Genomic DNA, 22,158 nt, shown 5'->3' on the forward strand with positions numbered 1-22,158 from the left:
CCCCCGTGAAGTCACAGGGGCAAATACGTCCTGACCGCCCCGCGCGCAACGGCGCAGGGTGTCGCGGAGAGGAGGACGTCAGCCGAGCGGCTTGCCGTCCTGCTCTTCCTCGAACATCTCGGCCACGACGGCGGCGGTGGCGGAAAGGCGCACGACGTCGCCGCCCTCGACCTCGGCCACGAGGCTGAGCGGGACGTAGTGGTGATGGTCCTGATGGCCCTGCCCGCTGTCCTTCTTGGTCAGCTTGATGCGGTCGCCCTCGACCGCGTCGACGACCCCGAGATGGACCCCGTCAGCGCCGATCACCTCGGCATGTTCGCGGATGCTGCCTGCGTCGATCATTCCACACGTCTCCCTTGGCTGCGGGCGCCGCGGAGAGCGGCCCCACCGAGGGGCGCAGATAGGGCGGGCGATGCGGCAGGCTACCAGGCGGGCTGGAACTCGATCCGGCGCCTGAGGAATTGGGTCGCCCGGTCCGAGACTTGGCGCGGCCGGCCGGTGGTCAGGAACAGCGATTCGGTGCCGGGCCCCACCATCTGCGGATGACGGCGGAGGTAGTCCGCGAGGCTTTCGGCCACGAGGTTCGCCTGGGAGAACACCTTGACCTGCGGGCCGAGCGCGTCCTTGAAGACGGGCTCCATCAGCGGGTAGTGCGTGCAGCCCAGGATAGCCGCGTCGGGATCGGGCATCTTGCGCCGGAGCGCCTCGACATGGGCGCGGACCAGCGTCTCGGCCAGGATCATGTCGCCGTCCTCGATGGCGTCGACGACGCCGCCGCAGGCCTGCGCCTCCACGTCGACGCCGATGGCGCGGAAGGCCAGTTCGCGCTGGAAGGCGCGGGAGGCGACGGTGGCGGGCGTGGCGAAGAGGGCGACGTGCTTGACGCCCACCTCGCGCGGGGGAGAGTTGTCGCCCCACTGCCGTTCGGTCAGGGCCTCGATCAGGGGGACGAAGACGCCCAGCACGCGCTTGTCGCGCGGCACCCAGGTTTCCTGCATCCGGCGCAGCGCGGCGGCCGAAGCGGTGTTGCAGGCGAGGATCACCAGGTCGCAACCCGCCTCGAAGAGACGGGTCGTGGCCTTCGTGGTGAGCTGGAAGATGTCCTCGGCGTCGCGGACGCCGTAGGGCGCGTGGGCGTTGTCGCCGAAGTAGACGAGCGGAACGTCGGGCAGACGCCGCTGGACCGCGTCCCAGACCGTCAGCCCGCCCAGACCGCTGTCGAAGATGCCCACCGCCATCGTGCGTCCCGTCCTTCCCTGCCCCGGCCCGCCTACGGCCGGAGTCCCTGGACCGGTCTTAGGGGGAGTCGCCGCGGAAATCCATCCGAGCCGTCGTGCCCGGCGGCGCCACCGGAACAACCAAAGCGTGTGATTGTCAGCCCATATTGGGCGGAGCTGCGCAAATTTTGCATGGCACCTTTGCAAGTGTCGTCACGACGACATAGCTGCGTGCTATAACAACAGGGCCCGACACGCGCCCCGAGGGACCACATGGACTGGGACAAGCTGCGCATCTTCCACGCTGTCGCCGACGCAGGAAGCCTCACCCACGCGGGCGACAGCCTGCACCTCAGCCAGTCGGCCGTCAGCCGGCAGATCCGCGCGCTGGAGGAAAGCCTTAACACCACGCTCTTCCACCGCCATGCGCGGGGGCTGATCCTGACCGAGCAGGGCGAGCTGCTGTTCGAGGCCACGCGGGCGATGAACAAGCGGCTGGAGGCCGCCGCCGCGCGCATCCGCGACAGCGAGGAGGAGGTCTTCGGCGAGCTGAAAGTGACCACGACGCTGGCCTTCGGGACGCTGTGGCTCGCCCCAAGGCTCACGAAGCTTTACGAGCGCTACCCGGACCTGAAGATCGACCTGATGCTGGAGGAGCGGGTGCTGGACCTGCCCATGCGCGAGGCCGACGTGGCGATCCGCATGAAGGAGCCGTCGCAGGCCGACCTCATCCGCAAGAAGCTCATGGGCATTCGGATCGGGCTCTATGCCTCGCGCGCCTATCTCGACCGCTCGCCCCCTATCGCGACGGTCGCGGACATCGCGCATCATCGCGTCATCACGCAGGGGCCCAGCTCGCCGCAGGTGACGGCGGGGGCGAGCCTCGCACAGCAGCTTCTGGGGCACGAGCCGCAGAGCCTCCTGACCATCAACAACTACTTCGGCGTGCTTCAGGCGACGCTGAGCGACCTGGGGGTGGGCGTCATCCCCGACTACATCACCGAGGACTTCCCCTCGCTCGTCCGGGTGCTGCCGGACGTGGAGTCGGTCGAGGTGCCGGTCTTCCTTGCCTACCCCGAGGAGCTGCGCCAGTCCAAGCGCGTCACCGCCTTCCGCGACTTCGTGCAGGAAGAGGTCATCGCCCACCGCCGCCGCATCCGGGACGCCGCCTGACAACCGGGAGGCGAGTTATGCGGGAACTGCATATCAGCCTTGCTGCCAGCGGTCAAGTTGAAGACTTGATGATGCCGAAGCTGCTCGTTATCTGCGCAGTCGAAGGTGACGATGCCTAGCGCTTGTCATCTTCACCTCCCTGTTGGACTTAGCCGGGCTCTTGAGCCCGGCTTTTTTTTCGCGCATCGCGGACCGAAGCGGCGCCTTGCCCTTCCGCCCGGCGCCGCTTGCCCCTAAAGCGCCGCGGAGCCAATCCAGCGGAGACCTCCATGCGCCCGGAACCCGAGATCACCCCCGAGCTCGTCGCCTCGCACGGGATCAAGCCGGACGAGTACGAGCGGCTGCTGGGCCTGATCGGGCGGACGCCGACCTTCACCGAACTCGGCATCTTCTCGGCCATGTGGAACGAGCACTGCTCCTACAAGTCCTCGAAGAAATGGCTTCGGACGCTCCACACCACGGGGCCGCAGGTCATCTGCGGTCCGGGCGAGAACGCGGGCGTGGTGGACCTGGGCGACGGCGACGCGCTGGTGTTCAAGATGGAGTCGCATAACCATCCCTCCTACATCGAGCCCTACCAGGGCGCGGCGACGGGCGTGGGCGGCATCCTGCGGGACGTCTTCACCATGGGGGCGCGGCCCATCGCGGCGATGAACGCGCTGAGCTTTGGCGAGCCGTCGCATCCCAAGACCAGGCGGCTGCTCGCGGGCGTCGTGGAGGGCGTGGGCGGCTACGGCAACGCCTTTGGCGTGCCGACCGTGGGCGGCGAGGTGCGCTTCCATCCGGCCTACAACGGCAACTGCCTCGTGAACGCCTTCGCGGCCGGCCTCGCGCGCTCGGACGCGATCTTCTATTCGGCGGCCTCGGGCGTGGGGATGCCGGTCGTCTACTTGGGCGCCAAGACGGGCCGCGACGGCGTGGGCGGAGCGACCATGGCCTCGGCCGAGTTCGACGACACCATCGAGGAGAAGCGCCCGACCGTGCAGGTCGGCGACCCCTTCACCGAGAAGCGCCTGATGGAAGCCTGCATGGAGCTGATGGCCTCCGGTGCCGTCATCTCGATCCAGGACATGGGCGCGGCGGGGCTGACCTGCTCGGCCGTGGAGATGGGCGACAAGGGCGGCCTGGGCATCCGGCTCGACCTCGACCGCGTGCCGGTGCGCGAGGAGGGGATGACCGCCTACGAGATGATGCTGTCCGAGAGCCAGGAGCGGATGCTCATGGTTCTGAAGCCCGAGAAGGAGGCCGAGGCGCGGGCGATCTTCGAGAAGTGGGACCTCGACTTCGCCATCGTGGGCGAGACGATCCCCGAGGACCGCTTCCTCATCCTGCTCGGGAACGAGGTGAAGGCGGACCTGCCGCTGTCGCAGCTGTCGTCCTCGGCCCCCGAATACGACCGGCCTTGGGTGCCGACCTCGGTGGCGGACGAAATGCCCGCCGTGCCGCGGATCGGGACCGTGGAGGCTCTCAAGGCGCTGCTCACCGATCCGACCTACGCCTGGAAGGGCTGGGTCTGGCAGCAATATGACAGCCAGGTGGGCGCGGACACCGTGCGCCGGCCGGGTCAGGGCGCGGGCATCGTGCGGGTCCACGGGACCGGCAAGGCCGTGGCCTTCACCTCGGACGTGACGCCGCGCTACGTGAAGGCCAATCCCGTCGAGGGTGGCAAGCAGGCCGTGGCCGAAGCCTGGCGCAACCTCGTGGCCGTGGGCGCGCGCCCCCTGGCGGCGACCGACAACCTCAACTTCGGCAACCCCGAAAAGCCCGAGATCATGGGCCAGTTCGTGGGGGCCATCCAGGGGATCGGCGAGGCCTGCCGGGCGCTGGACTTCCCGATCGTGTCGGGGAACGTGTCGCTCTACAACGAGACGGATGGACGCGCGATCCTGCCCACTCCGACCATCGGCGGCGTGGGGCTTCTGACGTCGCTGGACGGGATGATCGGCGGGCCCGCGCAGGAGGGCGACGCGCTGGTGCTGATCGGGGACACGCACGGGCATCTGGGCCAGTCGGCGCTGCTCGCGGTGCTGGGGGCCGAGGCGGGCGACGCGCCGCCGGTGGATCTGGACGCCGAGCGGCGCAACGGTGAGTTCGTGCTGGCCAACCGTGGCCTGATCCGCGCGGCGACGGACCTCGCGGACGGGGGCCTCGCGCTTGCCGCCTTCGAGATGGCCGAGGCGGCGGGAACCGGCGCGGTGCTGGAGCCGGGCGACCTGCCGACTCTCTTCGGCGAGGATCAGGCGCGCTATCTCGTGGCGACGACGGATGCAGCGGACCTGCTGGCGACGGCGCAGGCGGCCGGGGTGCCGGCGGTCCATGTCGGCCGCGTGGGCGGGGCCGACTTCCGCCTGGGGGGCGAGTCCGCGATGATGCTGGAGTTGGTGGCGCTCTGGAAGACGGCCTTCGAGAAGGCCGTCGTCTGAGGCGCTGGGCGGGCCTGCCCTACTTCTCGGGCTCGGGGAGCGGCAGGTCCTCCTGCACGGCGGGGTCGCCGAGGAAGCCCGAGGCCTTGAGGTCGGCAAGGCCCGGCAGGTCCGCGGCGCTTTCCAGCCCGAAATGGTCGAGGAAGGCGTCGGTGGTCACATAGGTCGCGGGCCGCCCCGGTGTCGGGCGGCGGCGGCCGAGCCGGACCCAGCCCAGCTCCACAAGCTGGTCCAGCGTGCCCTTGCTGACCGAAACGCCCCTGATCTCCTCGATCTCGGTGCGGGTGACCGGGCCGTGATAGGCGACGATGGCGAGCGTCTCGATCCCGGCGCGGGAGAGCTTGCGTTGCTCCACGATCTCGCGCGTGAGCAGGTGCCGCAGGTCCGGCGCGGTGCGGAAGGCCCAGGTCGCGCCCGCCCGGACAAGGTTCACCCCTCTCCCCTCATAATGCCGCCGCAGCCGGTCGAGCGCGGCGCGCGGGTCGCAGCCGGGCGGCAGGCGCTGGGCGATCTGGGCGGTGGTCAGGGGCTCGGTCGCGGCGAAAAGGATCGCCTCGACCATGCGCGCCTGCTCCTCTGGAGTCATGCGCGGGCCCGGAGATGGATAGGGGCGAAGGCGCCGTCCTGCCGTATGTCGGCCAAGCCTTCGCGCACCAGCTCCAGCGCGGCGGCGAAGGTGGCGGCGGTGGCGGCGCGGCGGCGGCGGCCGTCCTCGCCCCAGCCGGGGGGCAGCCAGTCGCGAAGGTCCGACCAGTCGGCCCAGTCGCCGATCAGCGGACGCAGGCGGTCGAGCGCCTCCTCCATCGTGTAGACGCCGACGCGGTCGAGGGCGAAGGGGCGGAAGTCGTCGCGGGTGCGCAGGCGGGCGTAGGCCGACAGGAGGTCGTGAAGGCTGCCGGTGAACTCGACCCGGCGCGTCTCGGTGGCGGTCTCGACCCAGCCCTTGGCGAAGACGTCGCGACTCAGGCGGGGCTGCTCCAGAAGGCGGGCGGCGGCGGCGCGGAACGCCTCCAGCCGGGCGAGGCGGAAGGCGAGATCGCGGGCCATATCCTCGGCCGAGGGTTCCTCCTCGGGCGCCTCGGGGAGGAGGAGGCGGGATTTCAGGTAAGCGAGCCAGGCCGCCATCACGAGGTAGTCGGCCGCGAGTTCGATCCGCTCGCGCGCGGCGCGCTCGACGAAGGCGAGATACTGCTGGGCGAGCGCGAGGATGCTGATTTCGCGCAGGTCGACCTTCTGGCTGCGGGCGAGCGTCAGGAGAAGGTCCAGGGGTCCCTCGAAGCCGCCCACGTCGACGACCAGCGCCTCGGGGGCCGGCGGGCGCGCCAGCGTGGCGCCGTCCATCAGGCCGCCTCGGGCACGAGGTCGGCCAGTTCCTCGACCAGCGCGGGGATGTCGGCGGGCTCGGGCGGGCGGCGCAGCGCCAGCGCGCGGATGGCCCGCCCGGTCGCCGCCTCGGTCATGGCGGGCGTGGCCGAGGCCACCTGCTCCATTCCCGGCCGGTCGCCCTTGCAGTGGAGCACGAGGTCCACCCCGGCGGCGATCGAGGCCGCGGCACGCTGGGCCATGGTGCCCGACAGGGCCTCCATCCCGATGTCGTCGGTCATCAGGAGGCCGTCGAAGCCGATGTCCTCGCGGATCAGGCGGATGGCCTCGGGCGAGGTCGTGCAGGGCCGATCGGGGTCCACCGCATCGAAGACGATATGCGCGGTCATGCCGATGGGCAGGTCGCGCAGGGCCCGGAACGGAGCGAAGTCGCGCGAGGCCAGCACCTCGCGCGGGGCATCGACCCGGGGCAGCGCGAGATGGCTGTCCACCACCGCCTGCCCATAACCGGGAATATGCTTGAGCACCGGAAGCACGCCCCCGGCCAAAAGCGCCTCGGCGCAGGCACGGCCGGCGGCGACCACGGTGGGGATGTCGGGGCCGTAAAGGCGGTTGCGCAGGACCGGATGGGTTCCGGCCTCCAAGAGGTCGGCCAGGGGCGCGCAGTTGACGTCGATGCCGACGTCATGGAGCTCGCCCGCGATCAGGCGGTTTCGGACCCACTGGGCGCGCACGGGATGGCTTGCCTGCTCCATCTGGTCGAGCGCCGGGATGTAGGAGCGCCAGTGGGGGGGACGGAGCCGTTGGACGCGGCCCCCCTCCTGGTCGATCAGCACGGGCGCGTCGCGACCCACGGCGTGCCGAAGCTCTGCCGTGAGGCGACGGAGTTGATCGGGCGAGTCGACATTGCGGGCAAAGAGGATGAAGCCCCAGGGGTCCGCCTCGCGCAGGAAGCCGCGCTCCCAGTCGGTCAGGGCGAGCCCCTCGACGCCCAGGATCGCGGCCATGGGCATCAGTCGGCCCTCACCGGGATGCAGTCGGCGCTCTCGGCCGTGAGGGCGGCGCACAGGCGGTTCGCGTCCGAGCGGTCGGCAAAGCCCGAGGCGCGCAGGCGATAGAAGGTACGCCCGCCGCTCTGGGCCTCCTGGATGACGCGCTCCTTGTCGCCCAGGAACTCGCCGAACTCGGACTGGAGGCGGTCCCACTCGGCGGCGGCGATCTCGGCCGAGTCGAAGGCGCCGAGCTGGATCAGGGCGGCGCCGGCGGGAACGGCGGCGCTTGCGGCCGGCTCGGGCGCAGGAGCGGCGGCGGCCGGCGCGGGCTCGTCGGCCGCCTCGGCTGCGGTGCTGAGCACCACCGTGCGCGCTGGGCGGGTGAGCGGGCGGAGAGCGGCGGCCACGCCGGGCACGTCGGCGGGGATCACGGCGACGGTGGCGACCGGAGCCTCCTCGGCGGGCGCGGCAACGGCCGGGACGGCCGTGCCGGCGGCTTCGGGGGCGATCTCGGCCGTGGCGACCTCGTCGGCCGGGGCGGGCGCCTCTGGCGGGGGTGGCGGGATGATGACGGTGGCTTGGGGCAGCTCGGTCGCGGCGACCGACGCGGCTTGGGCCAGCGCGGACGGGGCTTCGACCGACCCGGCGGGCGTGGGCAGGGTCGCGGCCACGGTGCCGCGAGCGCCGATATCCTGCATCTCCTCTAGCGTCAGGGCGCGGTTGCTGGGCACGATGGCCACGGGCGAGCCCCCCGGCACCGGCGCGTCGGGCGCGTCCGAGGCGAGCACCTCGCCCTCCTCGGCGCGGGTCTGGAGCACGACCTCCATGTCCTCCTCGGCGAGGCCGGGGGTGGGCGGCGCGAGCATGAGCACGTCCGAGGGCGGCGCGGCGGTACCGGCGGCCGGGATCTCGTTCACGGCCAAGCCCTGCGAGGGCACCACCTGCCCGCCCGGATCGCTCGGCTGGACGCGCATCGGCCCCTCGGCGGCGGCGACGACCGGAAGGCCCAGCACCTCGCGCAGGACGACCTTGTAGCCCCAGACGCCGATCCCGGCGACGAGAGCCAGTGACAGCGCCCCGCCCAGCCCCCAGGCGAAGAGCCGCGCCTTGGCGAGCGGGCCGCCTTCGGCCGCGTTGTATTCCGCCAGCGCGGCGTGGGCCGAGGACGCGCGCGGTGCCTCGGTGGGCTTCTGGGGGCCGAACCGCTCCGCCCGCGGACCGGTCGCCCTGGGGTCGGGGCCGCGCGCGGCCCGGGTGTCCCGGGACGCGCTGAGCGCGCCGAAACTGGAGTTGGCGGTCCAATCAGCCATAGCCGTGCCTCACACTGCTCTGTTGCGCGCCCGGAAACGGCCGGGGTCGCCTCTTGCCTCGGGGACCCGGCCGCGGCGCGCTTCAGCGCATCTCGTTGACCGGGGTCACGCCAAGGATACCGAGGCCCGAGGCGATGACAACGGCGACCGAGCGAACAAGGGCGATCTTGGCCCGCGATGTGTCGGCGTCGCCCTCCTGCAGGAAGCGAAGCGAGGGGTCGTCGTTGCCGCGGTTCCAGAGCGAATGAAAATCGCTTGCCAGATCATAGAGGTAGAAGGCGATCCTGTGGGGCTCCATCCCCTTGGCGGCGATCTCCACGAGGCGGGGCCATTCGGCCAGCGTGCGCAGGACCTTCAGCTCGGATTCGTGGCCCAGGCGCGACAGGTCCACGGTTTCCAGCAAGGCAACATCGACCTCGATTCCCGCATCGCGCGCCTTGCGCAGGACCGACTGGGCCCGGGCATGCGCGTACTGGACGTAGAAGACCGGGTTGTCCTTGGACTGCTCCAGCACCTTGTCGAAGTCGAAGTCGAGCGGCGCGTCGTTCTTGCGCGTGAGCATCGCAAAGCGCGTCACGTCCGGCCCCACCTGCTCCACCACGTCGCGCAGCGTCACGAAGGTGCCCGCGCGCTTGGACATCTTGAACGGCTCGCCGTTCTTGAGGAGCTTCACGAGCTGCATCAGCCGGAATTCGATCGGCACGCGCCCGTTGGTGAGCGCCGACACCGCCGCGCGCATCCGCTTGACGTAGCCGCCGTGGTCGGCGCCGAAGACGTCGATCAGCAGATCGTAGCCGCGCTGGGTCTTGTCGTAGTGATAGGCGATGTCGGGGGCGAAGTAGGTCCAGCTCCCGTCCGACTTCATCACCGGGCGGTCCACGTCGTCGCCATGCGCGGTGGAGCGGAACAGCGTCTGCTCGCGCGGCTCCCAGTCCTCGGGGAGCTTGCCCTTGGGGGGCTCCAGCACGCCTTCGTAGATGAGGCCCGCGGCCTTCAGGCGGCCGATGGCCTCCTCGATCTTGCCGGTGCCGTAGAGGGCCTTCTCGCTACTGTAGATGTCCATCTGGACGTTCAGGAGCGCGAGGTCGGCCCGGATCATCTCCATCATGGCGTCGGTGGCGAAGTCGCGCACCGGCACCAGCCATTCGGATTCGGGCGCGTTCAGGAGGGCGTCGCCGTACTTCTCCTTCAGCGCCTCGCCCACCGGCACGAGGTAGTCGCCGGGATAGAGGCCCTCGGCGATCTCGGGACTGAGGCCGTGAGCCTCGCGGTAGCGCTCGAAGGCGCTGCGCGCCAGCACGTCGACCTGCGCGCCACCGTCGTTGATGTAGTATTCCCGCGTGACGTCCCAGCCCGCGAAGTCGAGGAGACGGGCCAGCGCGTCGCCGAAGACCGCGCCCCGCGTGTGGCCCACATGCATGGGGCCGGTGGGATTGGCCGAGACGAACTCGACGTTGACCTTGCGCCCCTGCCCCATCGTCGAGCGGCCATAGGCGGGATCGGTCAGAACGGCGCGGACGATGCCCTGCCAGACGGCGGGCGAAAGGCGTAGGTTGAGGAAGCCGGGACCGGCGGGCTCGGCCGAGAGGATCCGGGGGTCCTCGCGCAGCTTGTCCGCCAGCGCGTCGGCGATGGCGCGGGGGTTCTGGCCGGCGGGCTTGGCCAGAACCATCGCGGCGTTGGTCGCCATGTCGCCGTGGCCCGGATCGCGCGGCGGCTCGACGGCGATGGCGTCGGTCGAGAGCCCCTCCGGCAGGCGCCCCTCGCGCGCGAGCCGCCCCACGGCATCGAGGACGAGGGAGCGGATGTCAGTGAAGAGGTTCATGATGAGGCTCGCGTGCTTGTTCGGCGTCGGGGCCTACCATGAGCCGGCAGGGTTAAGGAAGTCCTGCGGCACCGCACGGTGGTCGGGGGATTCGCGCAACACCTTCGCCCGGCGACGGGGAAGGCCGACCTTATTTTGAACATATGTCAGCTTGATTTTTAACTAACAGGTGACGAATAATGGATTTGTGTGGCGCCATCCCGGCAGACTCGGGCGGCGCGGGTTCAGGGGGTATATGTCGATGCTGTTTCGTGGCGTCAGCCGGATATTCGGGCAATCGCGGCAGAACGACGCCGCAACGGTCGATCCGCATGCCGGGATCGAGGGCGCGGCCGCCCCGGTGCCGGTCGCGCGTCGAGTCCTGGACGACTTCCACGAGGCTCGTCTGGTCGACCGGAGGGCGGGCGTGGCGCGGCCGTTCGACGGTCCCGGCGATGTCGACACCGAGGGTCCCGCCGCGGCGCTGGAAAGCGTCCTGAAGGCCATCGAGGCCATGGCGGCCGAACTGGGGCTGGAGGATGCGCCCAAGGATATCGTCGTCACCACTCGCAGGGAGTTCCAGATCCTGCGCTTCCGCGAGACCGACCCGGAGACCTATGTGTTCGCCCGGCTGGACCGTGAGGGCGTGGCGCTGCCCGAGGCCCGGCTGCGGGTCAAGGATCTGGAACTGACCCTGGGGACCTGAGGTCCGACCGGCTCGGCCCCGCATCCCTGACGGTCGGTCGGGGCAGAGGGACGGCCCGAATGCGACCGAGCGATCGTGAATGGAAACACCGGCAATTATAACCAGAAATTGTTTCGATTATTTCACCCCTGATCGGATACTATGGATTGCGGCGTAATTTGTCACTAATCAGGCACAGAAAGGCGGAGTCGTGGAGAATTTGCCATGTTAAGCTTCATTCGTTCCCATGTTTCGGCCAAGCGTGAACGGGACGCGGCGCAGGAGGCTGCGTCCCGCCGGATAGAGAATCGGTTCGACTCGCTCGCCTCGACGGGCGAGCCGGGCGACGATCCGACGGGCTCGCTCGTGGTGGGGCCTCGGCCGGTGAGCGTGACGCGCCATGGCCGGACAATCGATCTGGCCTAGAAGGCTCCGGTGTCCGGGCCGTGGGCGAGGACACCGCGCTGAGAGCACAAGCCTGGACAGCCTTCGCGGCGCGCCGGTTTGGTGCAGTGATCTGACGTCATGAAGTGGCAAGCGCCGACCTATGGGCGGAAGGCGCCGTCGCGCGAGCGTGACGCCAGATGGGCGGGCCCGCGTGACACCGGCAGGACTATTAGGCCCGCGCTGCCGCCTGCGGGCTTCGACCGCGCCGCTGAGGTCGCAGGACCGGAACCGTCCATCGTGGCGCGGCGATGCGCGCCGGGAGCCGGAGGGTCGTCCTCTCCCTACCCTCGAAGCGCCCGCGTCCGTTCCACCATGTCGCTGCCCAGGAGGCGCTGGTGCGTCTCGATGGCGAAGCGGTCGGTCATGCCCGCGATGTAGTCGGCCACGATCCGGGCCAGCGCCGTCTCGTCCTGCGCCTCGGAGACGTCCTTGCGCCACTGCTTGGGCAGTTCGGTGGGATTGGACATGAAGAGCGGGAAGAGGTCGCGGACCACGCCCGTCACCGCCTGCCGCATCTCGACCACCTTGGGCGCGCGGTACATGCGGTGGAACAGGAAGGTACGGATCACCTTCAGGTCCTCCCAGAGCCCCGGCGAGAAGCGGATCACCATGCGTCCGGCGGTGCGGATATCCTCCACGTCGCGGGGGTCGAGCTCGGTCAGCGTGCGCCGGGCAAGCGTGATGACGTCCTCGACCAGCACGCCGAAGAACCGGCGCAGGGCCTCGTGGCGGCGGCGGTAGTAGTTGAGGCCCGGATACCTGCGGTCGACCTCGGCGAAGTTGTCGCGGAGCACCGGAAGCTCGGCCAGTTCGTCGGTCGAGAACAGCTCGGCGCGCAGGCCGTCGTGCAGGTCGTGGTGCGAATAGGCGATGTCGTCCGACAGCGCCGCCACCTGCGCCTCGGCGCTGGCATGGGTGTCGAGCCGCAGGTCGTGGCGGGCGTTGTACTGCTCCAGAGCGTATGGCGCGGGGCGCGGCACGGGGCCGTTGTGCTTGGCGATGCCCTCCAGCGTCTCCCAGGTCAGGTTGAGGCCGTCCCATTCGGCGTAGTGGCGTTCGAGCGAGGTGACGATGCGGATCGCCTGGGCGTTGTGGTTGAAGCCGCCATAGGGGGCCATCAGCTCGTTCAGCGCGTCCTCGCCGGTGTGGCCGAAGGGCGGGTGGCCCAGGTCGTGGGCGAGCGCCACGGCCTCGGTCAGCTCGGTGTTGAGGTTCAGGGCGGCCGAGACGGTGCGGGCGACCTGCGCCACCTCGATGGAGTGCGTGAGGCGCGTGCGGAAGTAGTCGCCTTCGTGCTCGATGAATACCTGGGTCTTGTGCTTGAGGCGGCGGAAGGCCGAGGCGTGGATGATCCGGTCGCGGTCGCGCTGGAAGGGAGAGCGGAAGTGGCTCTCCTCCTCGGGGTAGAGGCGGCCGCGGCTTTGGGCGGGCAGGCAGGCGTAGGGGGCGTGCATCGATGGATTCCCAGGAGCTTCCCTTTCGATCCTAAGGCGTAGCGGCCGGAATGACAGGGCCCCCGACAGGGGGGTTGCCGCCGGGTTCCTGGAGCCGCGCGTTGACGCGGTGCAGCATGGGTCTACCTGAGCGGCTGGAAGCGAAGACCCCGGATGGCCAGCGAAGACCCCAGCAGCGACGACCCCAGCGACGGCAAGGCGGATTTCTCGGTCCTTCAGGCCGCGATCGCGCGTGCGCTGGCGAAGGAGCGGCAGGCGCGGCTCAGGACCGCCGGGGACGGCGCGCCGGACCCGGGGCCCTCGGGGCCGCCGGACCTCGGAGCGCTGGAGATGGCGATGGGCCGGGTCCTGACCTCCGAGGAGCGCGAGGCGATGCGGCCATCCCCGGCCGCGCACCAGGCTCCCCGCCCCGCCCCGCCCGCCGCGATGCCTGAAGGAATGCCCGTGGTGGCTCCCCGGGACTTCATCGAGCGGCTGCGGCAGGAAGAGCGCGAGCGGCAGGCGCGCGGCCTGCCCAAGGTGCCGCCACCCGAATCCGAGCCGCCGCCCAGCTATGTCCCCGAGCCGCCTCCGGGCGCGGCCCCGACGAGCCGGAGCCGCCCGGAGCAGGCCGCCGTGACGGACAGGGCGCGACCCAGCTCGCCCGCCCAGCCCGCGCAAGCGGAGCCCGCGAACGTGATACCCGTCCCGGTGGCCGCTGCCAACGCGGAGCCTCGGGGGATCGAGCCGACCGCCGCCAGACCGTCGGCTGCGCCGGAGCCGTCCTTGGGCGATGCCGCCCGGGCCCTGGCGGGCGCGGCGCGGCGCGCGGGCGGGCGGCAGGTCGAGGCGCTCCGCTCGGGGCTCAGCCGTGTCGCGGCGCCGGGACGTCCCCGGCCCACGCGCCCCGAGCCTGTTCCGGCCTCGCCCCCGCCGGCGCGACCGGCGGCCCGGCCGTCCCGTCCGGCGCCGCCGCGCGCCGCCCAGGCGATCCGCCGCGGCTGGCGGCTCTTCCTGAGCTCCCTTCTGTTCCTTGCCCTGGGCGCAGGGGCCACGCTGGTCGCCGTTTGGATGGTCGTGCGCGAGGTGCCGCTGGCCGAGGTCCTGCCGCCCGCCGAGGAGCCGAGCCTGCTGGTGGAGACGGCGGACGGCGAGGTGCTGACCACGCGAGGGGCCTACCGGGCGCCGTTCGTCCCGCTGACCTCGATGCCACCCTTCCTGTCCGAGGCGGTGATCGCCGTCGAGGACCAGCGCTTCCTCGATCACCGGGGCGTCGACTGGCGGGGGATCGCCCGCGCCGGCCTGCGCAACCTGCGCGCGGGCGGCGTGGTCGAGGGCGGGAGCACGATCACCCAGCAACTCGTGAAGATCCTGTATCTCGGCCCCGAGCGGACGCTGGCCCGCAAGCTGCAGGAGGCGGCGCTGGCGACCCTCCTCGACCGGCAGCTCGGCAAGGAGCGCATTCTCGAGCTGTACCTCAACTCGGTCTACCTCGGCTCGGGCGCCTATGGGGTACCGGCGGCGGCGCTGTCCTACTTCGGCAAGCCGGTGGACGAGCTCACGCTGCCCGAGGCGGCCCTGCTCGCGGCCTCGATCCAGCTTCCGTCCCAGGTGAACCCCATCGCCGACCTGGGGGCGGCGCAGAATCGGGCGGCTCTGGTCCTGACGGTGATGGAGGATCAGGGCCGCATCGACGAGGCGACGCGGGACCGGGCGCTCGCGCAACTGGCCGTGCTGGCGCCGGCCCCGCCCGCGTCCCGGTCGGGGAGCTACTTCGCCGACTGGGTCCTGCGCGAGGTCGAGGCGCTGCGGGGCGCCGCCGCAGGTGGGGTCCAGGCCACCGCGACGCTGGATGCCAACCTGCAGGCCGACGCGGAGCGGGCCATCCGCGAAGTCATGGCCGAGCGCGGGCCCGCCGCCGGGGCCACGCAGGCGGCGCTGGTGGCCATGACCCCCAACGGGCGGGTGCGGGCCATGGTGGGCGGGCTCGACTACCGCCAGAGCCAATTCAACCGCGCCACCGATGCGCGGCGCCAGCCGGGCTCGACGTTCAAGCTTTTCGTCTACATGGCCGCGCTGATCCGCGGTGCCTCGCCCGATGACACGATCGAGGACCTGCCCATCGAGATCGAAGGCTGGACGCCCGAGAACTTCGACGAGCAGAGCCACGGGACGGTGACGCTGGCCGAGGCCTTTGCCCGGTCCTACAACCTCGCGGCCGTTCGGCTCGCGCAGGAGGTGGGCATCGACAACGTGGTCGAGGTGGCACGGCGCTTCGGGATCGAGACGGAGCTGAGGCCCACCCCCTCGCTTGCGCTCGGGACAGCCGAGGTGACGCTCCTCGACATGACCGAGGCCTATGCGGGCCTGTCGCTGGGGCGGGTGCCGGTACGGGCCACGGGGATCGAATCGATCCGCTTCGGCGAGGAGGAGCGGACGCTGGGCGTGATCGGCACCAACGACCGCGAACAGACGCAGCTCAATCGCACGCGGGGGCCGATGATCGACATGCTGCGCGCCGTGGTGGCCGAGGGCGGCACCGGGCAGGCCGCGCGCGTCCCCGACCTCGACATCGCGGGCAAGACCGGCACGAGCCAGGACAGCCGGGACGCCTGGTTCATCGGCTTCGTCAACACGCGGGGGCTGGTCGTCGGCGTCTGGGTCGGGAACGACGACAATTCACCCATGGACGACCGCACCACGGGAGGCAGCCTGCCGGCCGAGATCTTCCAGCGCTTCCTCACGCTGGCCAAGGAGCGCCGGGACCGCGAGCGGGCCGCCGAGGATCGCTGACGCCGCCCCCGTTGAGCAGGGCGCGGCGGAGGCCTATATCCGAGAGGTCACGCCCCGGAGGCCCGCGCCCATGTCCTTCCAGATGCCCATCGTCCCGCCCACCGTCACCCCCCGCGCCTATGAGCGGCTGCGGGAGATCGGCGCCTCCGAGCAGGGCAAGGCGTTGCGCGTGGCCGTCGCGGGGGGCGGATGCTCGGGCTTCCAGTACGAGATCGCGCTCGACGAGCCCAACTCCGACGACCTTGTCCTGTCGGCCGAGGGGGAGACGGTGGTGGTGGACCCGGTGTCCCTGCCCTTCCTCGCCAACGCCCGGATCGACTTTTCCGAGGAGCTGATCGGAGCGCGATTCGTGATCGACAACCCGAACGCGACGGCGTCGTGCGGCTGCGGGACCTCCTTCTCCATCTGACGCGGCTGGGCTAGGGTCGCGGCCATGAAGATCGCGACCTACAACATCAACGGCATCCGCGCTCGGTTCGACACCGTGACCGCTTGGCTGTCCGAGCAGGCGCCCGACGTGGCGCTCCTCCAGGAGATCAAGATCGTCGACGAGGCCTTCCCGCGCGAGGAGATCGAGCGGCTGGGCTATCGCGTCGCGACCCACGGCCAGAAGAGCTTCAACGGCGTGGCGATCCTGTCGAAGCTGCCGCTGGAGGACGTGGTCCGGGGCCTGCCGGGCGACGACACGGACGAGCAGGCGCGCTGGATCGAGGCCACGGTCATCGGCGAGCGGCGGGCGGTGCGGATCTGCGGGCTCTACCTGCCCAACGGCAACCCGGTGCCGGGTCCCAAGTACGATTACAAGCTGGGCTGGATGGAGCGGATGAGGGCGCGGGTGCGCGACGTGATGGCCGCCGAGGAGCCCGCCGTCTTCGCGGGCGACTACAACGTCATCCCCGAGGCGCGCGACGTGCGCAGGCCCGACGACTGGCGCGAGGATGCTCTGTTCCGGCCCGAGGCGCGCGCGGCCTATCGACGGCTGGAGAACCTGGGGCTCTACGATGCCATCCGGGTTCGGACGCCGGCGCCGGGGCTCTTCTCCTTCTGGGATTTCCAGCGCGGGTCGTGGGAGCGCGACAACGGCATCCGAATCGACCATCACCTGCTGACTCCGCAGGCCGCGGACCTGCTGCGCGACGCCTGGATCGAGAAGGAGGCGCGCGGCGGCGTGAAGCCGTCGGACCATGTGCCGGTCTGGATCGATCTCGACGCCTAGGCCTCGGGCTGCGTCGGACCCTGGCCTTTTGTCAACTCATTCCGGGACGCGACTGCGGAACCCTGAGCGGACTGTTGCCGTTGAAGCGGCATATACCCTCACGGCTTCGTCAGGAGCAGCCTCATGGCCCCCCGCCTTCCGGTCGCGGCGTTCGCGCTTGCGGCGACAGCGTTCCTTTGTCCCATCGCCGCCGAAGCCCAGTGCCGCACCGCAAGCACGGGCGCGCGCTGCGTTCGGGTGCTGGACGTGCCCGCACGGCCCATGGACGTGTCGAACGTGGCCATGACCAGCGCCTCGACAGCGACGCCCCTCACCCGCGTGGGGGACGTGCTGCCGCGAGGGGAATACTCCATCATCCTCAACGCGGACTACTACGGGCTGCCTCCGGTGTCGGACGGCTGGGTCTACATGCGGGTCGGATCGGACGCCTTCCGCGTGGACTGGCGGACGCATGAGGTGCTGGAGCGCGTGACCGACCGGGCGGCAGCGAACTTCTAGCCCTCGCGCGTCACGTCGAAGCGGTAGAGCCAGTCGAGGCGCCGCAGGAAGGCGTCAGGCGCGAGCCGGCCCAGGGCGCCCAGCCCCAGATGGGCCACGAGCCGCGCGGGACCGGACAGATGATAGTTGCGTGCATTGGCGTTGGCGGCGGCGATGGCGCGGGTCACGCGGGGGCGGCGCTGCGCCTGATAGGCGTCGAGATCGCCCCGCATCGCCTCGCGCGCGAGGACCCAGGCGTCCTCCAGCGCGAGGTTGGCTCCCTGCGCGAGGAAGGGCAGCGTCGGATGCGCGGCATCGCCCAGGAGGACCGCGGAGCCGTCGTGCCAGCGTTCGGGGATGGGGTGCCGGAACAGGCCCCAGCGGCCGACCTCGCCCACGCGGTCGAGGATGGCGGCCAGCGCAGGCGCCGCGTCGGAAAAAGCGCGGCGGAGCGCATCGGGGCTGTCGCGATGGTGCCAGCCCTCCTCCGACCAAGCGGCCTCGGCGCGGACGGCGACAAGATTCAGGCGTCCGTCGCGGAGCGGATAGGTGACGACATGACGATCCGGCGCCATCCAGATCCGCGCCACCGGCTCCTGCCGCGCGGGGACGAGCGCGCGCCAGGCGACCTGTCTGGTGAAGAAGGGCCGATCGCCGCCGACGAGGTGTCGCCGGACCACCGAATGAAGCCCGTCCGCGCCCACGATCAGGTCGGCGGCGATCTCCTCCCCATCGCCAAGGCGGACGCCCTCCCGCGTCACCTTGGCTACCCGCGCGTCGGTGCGGATCGGCAGCCCGGCCGCGCGCACCGAGTCGTGCAGCAGGCCCAGCAGGTCGGCCCGGTGGAAGAAAAGGTAATCTCCGCCGACCCGACCAAGATCGAAGTGGGCGATCCGGCGACCGGAAAGGGCGTCGTGCGGCTCGACGGCCTGCGCTCGGAGGCTGGCAGCCTCTGCCGCCTCGCCCAGGCCCAAGGCCCGGAGCACCGCCGCGCCGTTCGGCGTGATCTGAAGACCCGCGCCCACCTCGGCGAGGGCGGAGGCCTGCTCCAGCACCCGGACCGTGGCGCCGCGCCTTGCGAAGGCCAGCGCGGCCGCAAGGCCCGCGATCCCGCCCCCGACGACGAGAACGTGGCGCGGGGCCCGGCCCGAGGTCATGTCAGTCGTCCCGGTGGACCTTCTCGCGGCGTTCGTGGCGCTCCTGCGCCTCGAGCGTCATGGTCGCGATGGGGCGGGCATCGAGCCGCTTGAGCGAGATAGGCTCGCCCGTGATCTCGCAATAGCCGTATTCGCCATCCTCGATCCGGCGCAGCGCGGCGTCGATCTTGGACACGAGCTTGCGCTGACGGTCGCGGGTCCGGAGCTCCAGCGCGCGGTCGGTCTCCTCGCTCGCGCGGTCGGCGATGTCGGGGATGTTGCGCGTCGAGTCCTTCATGCCCTCGATGGTGTCGAGGGACTCCTTCAGGATCTCGTGCTTCCAGGCGATGAGCTTTCGGCGGAAGTATTCGAGCTGCCGCTCGTTCATGAAGGGCTCACCCTCGGCGGGACGGTAGTCCTCCGGTAGGAATACTTCGGCTTTCATGGTTGCTCCCCTGTCGGCCGAGAGACTGGCGCGTTAGGTTCACCAGTCATCCGGCTTTCCCTGCTGTCTGGGGGGCTCCTACACCCCCCGCCCCTCGGTGTCACGCCCCGATTTCGTGAGATCGCGTGGGCACTTGGACACCGAAACGAGGCGAAAAATTGACCCTCCGCCACAACCTATGCTATGGCAGCGGTTTCGAATGCGGCACGTCGGAATTGTTCGGCTCGATTGTGGCAGGCCGGCAACGGACCGGCGCGGCCCCGCGACCCGCGACCCGGGCTGGACGGCCCGGCCCGGCCGCGCTACCGCTCGGTCCGCCGGCATCGAGGAGGGCGTGCGTCATGATCTATCCGTTGGGGGGCCTTCTCCTGGGCGCGCTCCTGGGCTGGCTTCGGGCGCGGCAACTGGGCGGCAAGCGGCTCGACCTGCTTCAGTGGGCGGTGGTGGGGGCCATCATCGGCGGCCTGATCGGAACATTCGTGCTGATCTTCATTCAGCGGAGCTACGTCGGCAACGCTTGAGACGAAGGGCGCGGCCCCCCATATCGGGGCCATGCTCAAGTTCCTTCCCCTGTTCCTGACGCTCGTCGCGGCCGTGCTCTACGCAAGGTTCCTAGCCTGGAACACCGCGCGCGAGCTGGACCAGAAGTCGGCCGAACTGGTGGACGCCGGGCTGCGCCCCGTCATGGCGCGGCTTGCGCAGGCGCTCGACCTGCCCAGGGTCAAGGTGCATCTGTACGACGTGCCGATGATCAACGGGCTCGCCTCGCACGACGGGCGCATCTTCATCACGCGCGGCTTCTACGACCGCTTCCGCGCGGGACAGGTCACGGCCGAGGAGATGGCGAGCGTGGTCGCGCACGAACTGGGGCACGTGGCGCTGGGCCACTCGCGGCGGCGGATGATCGACTTCACCGGGCAGAACGCGGTACGGATGGGCTTGGCCATGGTCCTGGGGCGGCTCCTGCCAGGCCTGGGGGTCTGGATCGCGCAGGGGCTGATGAGCCTGCTGATGGCCGGGCTGTCGCGGCGGGACGAGTACGAGGCCGACGCCTATGCCACGGCGCTGCTCATCAAGGCGGGAATTGGCACGGGGCCGCAGAAGTCGCTGTTCCGCAAGCTGACGGCGCTCGCCGGGCGAGGCGCGGACCAGGTCCCGGCCTGGCTGCTGACCCATCCCAAGACCGAGGAGCGCATCGCCGCCATCGAAGCCAACGAGAGGCGCTGGCTCAGCGGGCCGGACGCTCCTGCCTGAGCGACCAGGCGCCATCCTCGCGCACGTAGAAGCGGGCGGCCAGCCCCGCGCCGGTGAGCGCCTTCCACTGCGCGCGCGCGACCCCCAGAACCTCGGGGTCGGCGCCATCGAAGACGACGCAGACGCGGGCGGCGGCCCGGGCCTCGGTCTCCGTGACAGGCGCGCCGTCGAGAGTCATGAGGCAGTCGCGACCTCCCGTCCCCGCCCCCACCGTCAGGAGGATCGGCTGCAGGTCGTCATTCGGCCCGCCCGCGAGGCCATGGGGGCGAAACTCGTCCCCGGGTCCCCAGAGCGCGAGATCGAGCCGCTCCATGCGCTCGCGGTCCTCACCCCGCACCTCGACGCGCCAGCCCTTGCCCAGCGCCATGTCGAGCATGCGCGGCAGCACCGCCTCGGGCGAGTCGCCGTTGAGCTGGTAGAAGAAGGCTTCGGCCATGGCCTTCCTTCGGTTCCAATATCCCGGGGTGAGCGCGGAACGCGCGGGGGGCAGAGCCCCCCTACCTCGCCTCGTAGCGATCCGCGATCAGGCGGTTGAGCGCCATCACGCCCCATCCGGTCGCCCCCTTGGGCGCAAGCCTCGTGTCCTGCTTGACCGAGGCCACGCCCGCGATGTCGATGTGGCACCAAGGCGTGCCGTCCTGGATGAAGCGCTTGAGGAACTGCGCCGCGGTGATGGACCCGCCGTCGCGACCTCCCACGTTCATCATGTCGGCCACCCGGCTCTTGAGCTTGGCGTCGTAGGCCTCGCCCATGGGCATCCGCCAGGCGCCCTCGCCCTCGGTCCTGGCCGCCGCGACCAGCGCCTCGGCCAGCGCGTCGTCGTTCGAAAAGACGCCCGCGTTCTCGTGGCCCAGCGCCACGATGATGGCGCCGGTCAGCGTGGCGAGATTGACGATGCCCGCGGGCTTGAACCGTTCCTGCGCGTACCAGAGCACGTCCGCGAGCACGAGGCGGCCCTCGGCGTCGGTGTTGATGATCTCGACCGTGTCGCCCTTCATCGAGCGGACCACGTCGCCTGGACGGGTCGCGGTGCCCGAAGGCATGTTCTCGACGAGGCCCACGAGGCCCACGACGTTGGCGCGCGCCTTGCGCAGCGCGAGCGTGCGCATGACCCCGGCGACGACGCCCGCGCCGCCCATGTCCATGGTCATGTCCTCCATCCCACCCGCGGGCTTGATAGAGATGCCGCCGGTGTCGAAGACCACGCCCTTGCCCACCAGCGCGAAGGGGGCCTCGTCCGCGCCGCCGTTCCAGCGCATCACGACCACCTTGGACGGGCTCTCGGACCCCTGCCCCACGGCCAGCAGGAGCCGCATCCCGAGCCGGTCGAGGTCGGATTCCTCCAGCACCTCGACCTCAAGGCCGAGGTCGCGGAGGCCTTCGAGACGGCGGGCGAACTCGGTGGTGGTGAGCACGTTGGCGGGTTCGTTCACGAGGTCGCGCGTGAAGAACACGCCCGAGGCCACGGCGTCGAAGGGTCCGAGGCGGTCGCGCAAGGTATCGGGATCGTCCACCATCAGCGTCACCGGACCCTTGGGCTCGCGCGGGACGGTCTTGTGGTCGGAGAACTCGTAGGCCCGGAGCGTGAGCGCCATGGCCAGATCTTCGGGGCGGGCAAAGCCCGCCAGGGCCACGGTGAGCGCGCCCGTCCCGCGCATCTTCGCGAGCGTGGCGCCGATGGCGCGCGCCTCGGCGGCAGTGGGCTTCTTCGGGGCCTTCACGACCAGCAGCCCTTCGGCCGCGAGGCTGGCCGGAAAGGCGAGGAGCGTGGCCTCGCCGGGCTTGGCCTTGGCCCAGGCGGGCGAGGCCAGGAGGCGCGACACCGCCTTGCGCGTGAGGCCGTCCACCTTGCGGGCGGCGGCGTTCATCCGCCCTTCGGCCTCCACGACGATCGCGAGTCGGCCCTCCGCGCGGGCGAGCGCCTCGGGGTCGGACGCGGCAAGGGTGAGGGCGACGGTGTCGGTCATGGGCGCTTCCTCGGTGATGTGACAGAGCGGTTCGTAGCCCGCCCCCCGGAGAAGGGCCAGACG

The 22,158-nt window shown here is 70.7% G+C and carries 22 protein-coding genes; 10 read left to right on the plus strand and 12 right to left on the minus strand.

The genetic code is table 11. The annotated features are described in order from the left end of the window. Positions 1-78: 78 nt before the first annotated feature. The gene (locus FHG71_RS05765; RefSeq protein WP_139080672.1) at positions 79-342 is read right to left on the minus strand and encodes a DUF2171 domain-containing protein; all 264 of its coding nucleotides are present in this window, start codon (positions 340-342) and stop codon (positions 79-81) included. An 80-nt stretch (positions 343-422) separates the two neighbouring features. Then, entirely contained in the window at positions 423-1,238 is an 816-nt protein-coding gene (locus tag FHG71_RS05770) for a glutamate racemase (RefSeq protein WP_139080673.1), read from the minus strand. 252 nt (positions 1,239-1,490) lie between these two features. Here FHG71_RS05770 and FHG71_RS05775 point away from each other — a divergent pair, with 252 nt between their 5' ends. Together FHG71_RS05775 and purL are read left to right on the plus strand one after the other, a co-directional pair. Further along, a complete protein-coding gene (locus FHG71_RS05775; protein WP_139080674.1) occupies positions 1,491-2,390 on the plus strand; it encodes a LysR family transcriptional regulator in 900 nt (299 codons plus the stop codon). Positions 2,391-2,659: 269 nt separating this feature from the next. Further along, on the plus strand, positions 2,660-4,813 hold the full coding sequence (purL, locus tag FHG71_RS05780; RefSeq protein ID WP_139080675.1) for a phosphoribosylformylglycinamidine synthase subunit PurL: 2,154 nt from the start codon (positions 2,660-2,662) through the stop codon (positions 4,811-4,813). Between the two features lie 19 nt (positions 4,814-4,832). On the opposite strand, the gene scpB is transcribed toward purL, so the two are convergent. The 5 genes from scpB to argS all read right to left on the minus strand — a co-directional run bounded on the left by scpB (position 4,833) and on the right by argS (position 10,263). Beyond that, a complete protein-coding gene (gene scpB / locus FHG71_RS05785; RefSeq protein WP_139080676.1) occupies positions 4,833-5,399 on the minus strand; it encodes an SMC-Scp complex subunit ScpB in 567 nt (188 codons plus the stop codon). Next, a complete protein-coding gene (locus tag FHG71_RS05790; protein ID WP_139080677.1) occupies positions 5,396-6,154 on the minus strand; it encodes a segregation and condensation protein A in 759 nt (252 codons plus the stop codon). Before FHG71_RS05790 ends, scpB begins: the two co-directional genes overlap by 4 nt. Next, positions 6,154-7,149 (minus strand): glycoside hydrolase family 3 N-terminal domain-containing protein, encoded by a 996-nt coding sequence (locus FHG71_RS05795; RefSeq protein WP_139080678.1) that lies wholly within the window; start codon positions 7,147-7,149, stop codon positions 6,154-6,156. The genes FHG71_RS05790 and FHG71_RS05795 overlap by 1 nt, the downstream gene beginning before the upstream one ends. Further along, the gene (locus FHG71_RS05800; protein WP_139080679.1) at positions 7,149-8,438 is read right to left on the minus strand and encodes an SPOR domain-containing protein; all 1,290 of its coding nucleotides are present in this window, start codon (positions 8,436-8,438) and stop codon (positions 7,149-7,151) included. Before FHG71_RS05800 ends, FHG71_RS05795 begins: the two co-directional genes overlap by 1 nt. Positions 8,439-8,520: 82 nt before the next feature. Continuing rightward, entirely contained in the window at positions 8,521-10,263 is a 1,743-nt protein-coding gene (gene argS, locus FHG71_RS05805) for an arginine--tRNA ligase (RefSeq protein WP_139080680.1), read from the minus strand. A 235-nt stretch (positions 10,264-10,498) separates the two neighbouring features. Here argS and FHG71_RS05810 point away from each other — a divergent pair, with 235 nt between their 5' ends. Beyond that, on the plus strand, positions 10,499-10,948 hold the full coding sequence (locus FHG71_RS05810; protein WP_139080681.1) for a hypothetical protein: 450 nt from the start codon (positions 10,499-10,501) through the stop codon (positions 10,946-10,948). A gap of 204 nt (positions 10,949-11,152) precedes the next feature. Continuing rightward, on the plus strand, positions 11,153-11,353 hold the full coding sequence (locus FHG71_RS05815) for a hypothetical protein (RefSeq protein ID WP_139080682.1): 201 nt from the start codon (positions 11,153-11,155) through the stop codon (positions 11,351-11,353). Positions 11,354-11,655: 302 nt separating this feature from the next. Here FHG71_RS05815 and FHG71_RS05820 read toward each other — a convergent pair whose 3' ends face one another. Next, positions 11,656-12,828, minus strand: coding sequence for a deoxyguanosinetriphosphate triphosphohydrolase (locus tag FHG71_RS05820; protein WP_139080683.1), 1,173 nt, complete (start codon positions 12,826-12,828; stop codon positions 11,656-11,658). Positions 12,829-12,981: 153 nt separating this feature from the next. On the opposite strand from FHG71_RS05820, the gene FHG71_RS05825 reads away from it, so the two are divergent. The 4 genes from FHG71_RS05825 (at position 12,982) to FHG71_RS05840 (ending at position 17,314) form a co-directional block, all read left to right on the plus strand. After that, entirely contained in the window at positions 12,982-15,600 is a 2,619-nt protein-coding gene (locus tag FHG71_RS05825) for a PBP1A family penicillin-binding protein (protein WP_246045359.1), read from the plus strand. An 82-nt stretch (positions 15,601-15,682) separates the two neighbouring features. After that, positions 15,683-16,009: a HesB/IscA family protein gene (locus FHG71_RS05830; RefSeq protein ID WP_139080815.1), complete on the plus strand. Its 327-nt coding sequence runs from the start codon at positions 15,683-15,685 to the stop codon at positions 16,007-16,009. A 24-nt stretch (positions 16,010-16,033) separates the two neighbouring features. After that, positions 16,034-16,816 carry an exodeoxyribonuclease III gene (gene xth, locus FHG71_RS05835; RefSeq protein WP_139080684.1) on the plus strand — a complete coding sequence of 261 codons (783 nt, stop codon included), beginning with the start codon at positions 16,034-16,036 and terminating at the stop codon, positions 16,814-16,816. A gap of 123 nt (positions 16,817-16,939) precedes the next feature. Next, complete coding sequence (locus FHG71_RS05840) at positions 16,940-17,314, plus strand: hypothetical protein (RefSeq protein ID WP_139080685.1); 375 nt, start codon at positions 16,940-16,942, stop codon at positions 17,312-17,314. Here the strand turns inward: FHG71_RS05840 and FHG71_RS05845 are convergent. Together FHG71_RS05845 and dksA are read right to left on the minus strand one after the other, a co-directional pair. Then, positions 17,311-18,450 carry an FAD-dependent monooxygenase gene (locus FHG71_RS05845; RefSeq protein WP_139080686.1) on the minus strand — a complete coding sequence of 380 codons (1,140 nt, stop codon included), beginning with the start codon at positions 18,448-18,450 and terminating at the stop codon, positions 17,311-17,313. The genes FHG71_RS05840 and FHG71_RS05845 overlap by 4 nt on opposite strands. Position 18,451: 1 nt before the next feature. After that, positions 18,452-18,874 (minus strand): RNA polymerase-binding protein DksA, encoded by a 423-nt coding sequence (gene dksA, locus FHG71_RS05850; RefSeq protein ID WP_139080687.1) that lies wholly within the window; start codon positions 18,872-18,874, stop codon positions 18,452-18,454. 341 nt (positions 18,875-19,215) lie between these two features. Here dksA and FHG71_RS05855 point away from each other — a divergent pair, with 341 nt between their 5' ends. Continuing rightward, positions 19,216-19,395 carry a hypothetical protein gene (locus FHG71_RS05855; RefSeq protein ID WP_139080688.1) on the plus strand — a complete coding sequence of 60 codons (180 nt, stop codon included), beginning with the start codon at positions 19,216-19,218 and terminating at the stop codon, positions 19,393-19,395. Between the two features lie 31 nt (positions 19,396-19,426). Next, the gene (locus tag FHG71_RS05860) at positions 19,427-20,128 is read left to right on the plus strand and encodes a M48 family metallopeptidase (protein WP_139080689.1); all 702 of its coding nucleotides are present in this window, start codon (positions 19,427-19,429) and stop codon (positions 20,126-20,128) included. Here FHG71_RS05860 and FHG71_RS05865 read toward each other — a convergent pair. Together FHG71_RS05865 and FHG71_RS05870 are read right to left on the minus strand one after the other, a co-directional pair. Then, on the minus strand, positions 20,103-20,564 hold the full coding sequence (locus FHG71_RS05865) for a DNA polymerase III subunit chi (RefSeq protein WP_139080690.1): 462 nt from the start codon (positions 20,562-20,564) through the stop codon (positions 20,103-20,105). The two genes, FHG71_RS05860 and FHG71_RS05865, sit on opposite strands and share 26 nt — an antisense overlap. 61 nt (positions 20,565-20,625) lie before the next feature. Continuing rightward, on the minus strand, positions 20,626-22,095 hold the full coding sequence (locus FHG71_RS05870; RefSeq protein WP_139080691.1) for a leucyl aminopeptidase: 1,470 nt from the start codon (positions 22,093-22,095) through the stop codon (positions 20,626-20,628). Positions 22,096-22,158: the final 63 nt, after the last annotated feature.

The sequence above is a fragment of the Rubellimicrobium roseum genome (assembly GCF_006152145.1).
In the GTDB taxonomy this organism is placed as follows: Bacteria; Pseudomonadota; Alphaproteobacteria; order Rhodobacterales; family Rhodobacteraceae; genus Rubellimicrobium; species Rubellimicrobium roseum.

Bases quoted from the DNA above. Each gene is read 5' to 3' on its own strand.
- FHG71_RS05765 (WP_139080672.1), bottom strand. From the start codon at position 342: ATGATCGACGCAGGCAGCATCCGCGAACATGCCGAGGTGATCGGCGCT.
- FHG71_RS05770 (WP_139080673.1), bottom strand. From the start codon at position 1,238: ATGGCGGTGGGCATCTTCGACAGCGGTCTGGGCGGGCTGACGGTCTGG.
- FHG71_RS05775 (WP_139080674.1), top strand. From the start codon at position 1,491: ATGGACTGGGACAAGCTGCGCATCTTCCACGCTGTCGCCGACGCAGGA.
- purL (WP_139080675.1), top strand. From the start codon at position 2,660: ATGCGCCCGGAACCCGAGATCACCCCCGAGCTCGTCGCCTCGCACGGG.
- scpB (WP_139080676.1), bottom strand. From the start codon at position 5,399: ATGACTCCAGAGGAGCAGGCGCGCATGGTCGAGGCGATCCTTTTCGCC.
- FHG71_RS05790 (WP_139080677.1), bottom strand. From the start codon at position 6,154: ATGGACGGCGCCACGCTGGCGCGCCCGCCGGCCCCCGAGGCGCTGGTC.
- FHG71_RS05795 (WP_139080678.1), bottom strand. From the start codon at position 7,149: ATGCCCATGGCCGCGATCCTGGGCGTCGAGGGGCTCGCCCTGACCGAC.
- FHG71_RS05800 (WP_139080679.1), bottom strand. From the start codon at position 8,438: ATGGCTGATTGGACCGCCAACTCCAGTTTCGGCGCGCTCAGCGCGTCC.
- argS (WP_139080680.1), bottom strand. From the start codon at position 10,263: ATGAACCTCTTCACTGACATCCGCTCCCTCGTCCTCGATGCCGTGGGG.
- FHG71_RS05810 (WP_139080681.1), top strand. From the start codon at position 10,499: ATGTCGATGCTGTTTCGTGGCGTCAGCCGGATATTCGGGCAATCGCGG.
- FHG71_RS05815 (WP_139080682.1), top strand. From the start codon at position 11,153: ATGTTAAGCTTCATTCGTTCCCATGTTTCGGCCAAGCGTGAACGGGAC.
- FHG71_RS05820 (WP_139080683.1), bottom strand. From the start codon at position 12,828: ATGCACGCCCCCTACGCCTGCCTGCCCGCCCAAAGCCGCGGCCGCCTC.
- FHG71_RS05825 (WP_246045359.1), top strand. From the start codon at position 12,982: ATGGCCAGCGAAGACCCCAGCAGCGACGACCCCAGCGACGGCAAGGCG.
- FHG71_RS05830 (WP_139080815.1), top strand. From the start codon at position 15,683: ATGCCCATCGTCCCGCCCACCGTCACCCCCCGCGCCTATGAGCGGCTG.
- xth (WP_139080684.1), top strand. From the start codon at position 16,034: ATGAAGATCGCGACCTACAACATCAACGGCATCCGCGCTCGGTTCGAC.
- FHG71_RS05840 (WP_139080685.1), top strand. From the start codon at position 16,940: ATGGCCCCCCGCCTTCCGGTCGCGGCGTTCGCGCTTGCGGCGACAGCG.
- FHG71_RS05845 (WP_139080686.1), bottom strand. From the start codon at position 18,450: ATGACCTCGGGCCGGGCCCCGCGCCACGTTCTCGTCGTCGGGGGCGGG.
- dksA (WP_139080687.1), bottom strand. From the start codon at position 18,874: ATGAAAGCCGAAGTATTCCTACCGGAGGACTACCGTCCCGCCGAGGGT.
- FHG71_RS05855 (WP_139080688.1), top strand. From the start codon at position 19,216: ATGATCTATCCGTTGGGGGGCCTTCTCCTGGGCGCGCTCCTGGGCTGG.
- FHG71_RS05860 (WP_139080689.1), top strand. From the start codon at position 19,427: ATGCTCAAGTTCCTTCCCCTGTTCCTGACGCTCGTCGCGGCCGTGCTC.
- FHG71_RS05865 (WP_139080690.1), bottom strand. From the start codon at position 20,564: ATGGCCGAAGCCTTCTTCTACCAGCTCAACGGCGACTCGCCCGAGGCG.
- FHG71_RS05870 (WP_139080691.1), bottom strand. From the start codon at position 22,095: ATGACCGACACCGTCGCCCTCACCCTTGCCGCGTCCGACCCCGAGGCG.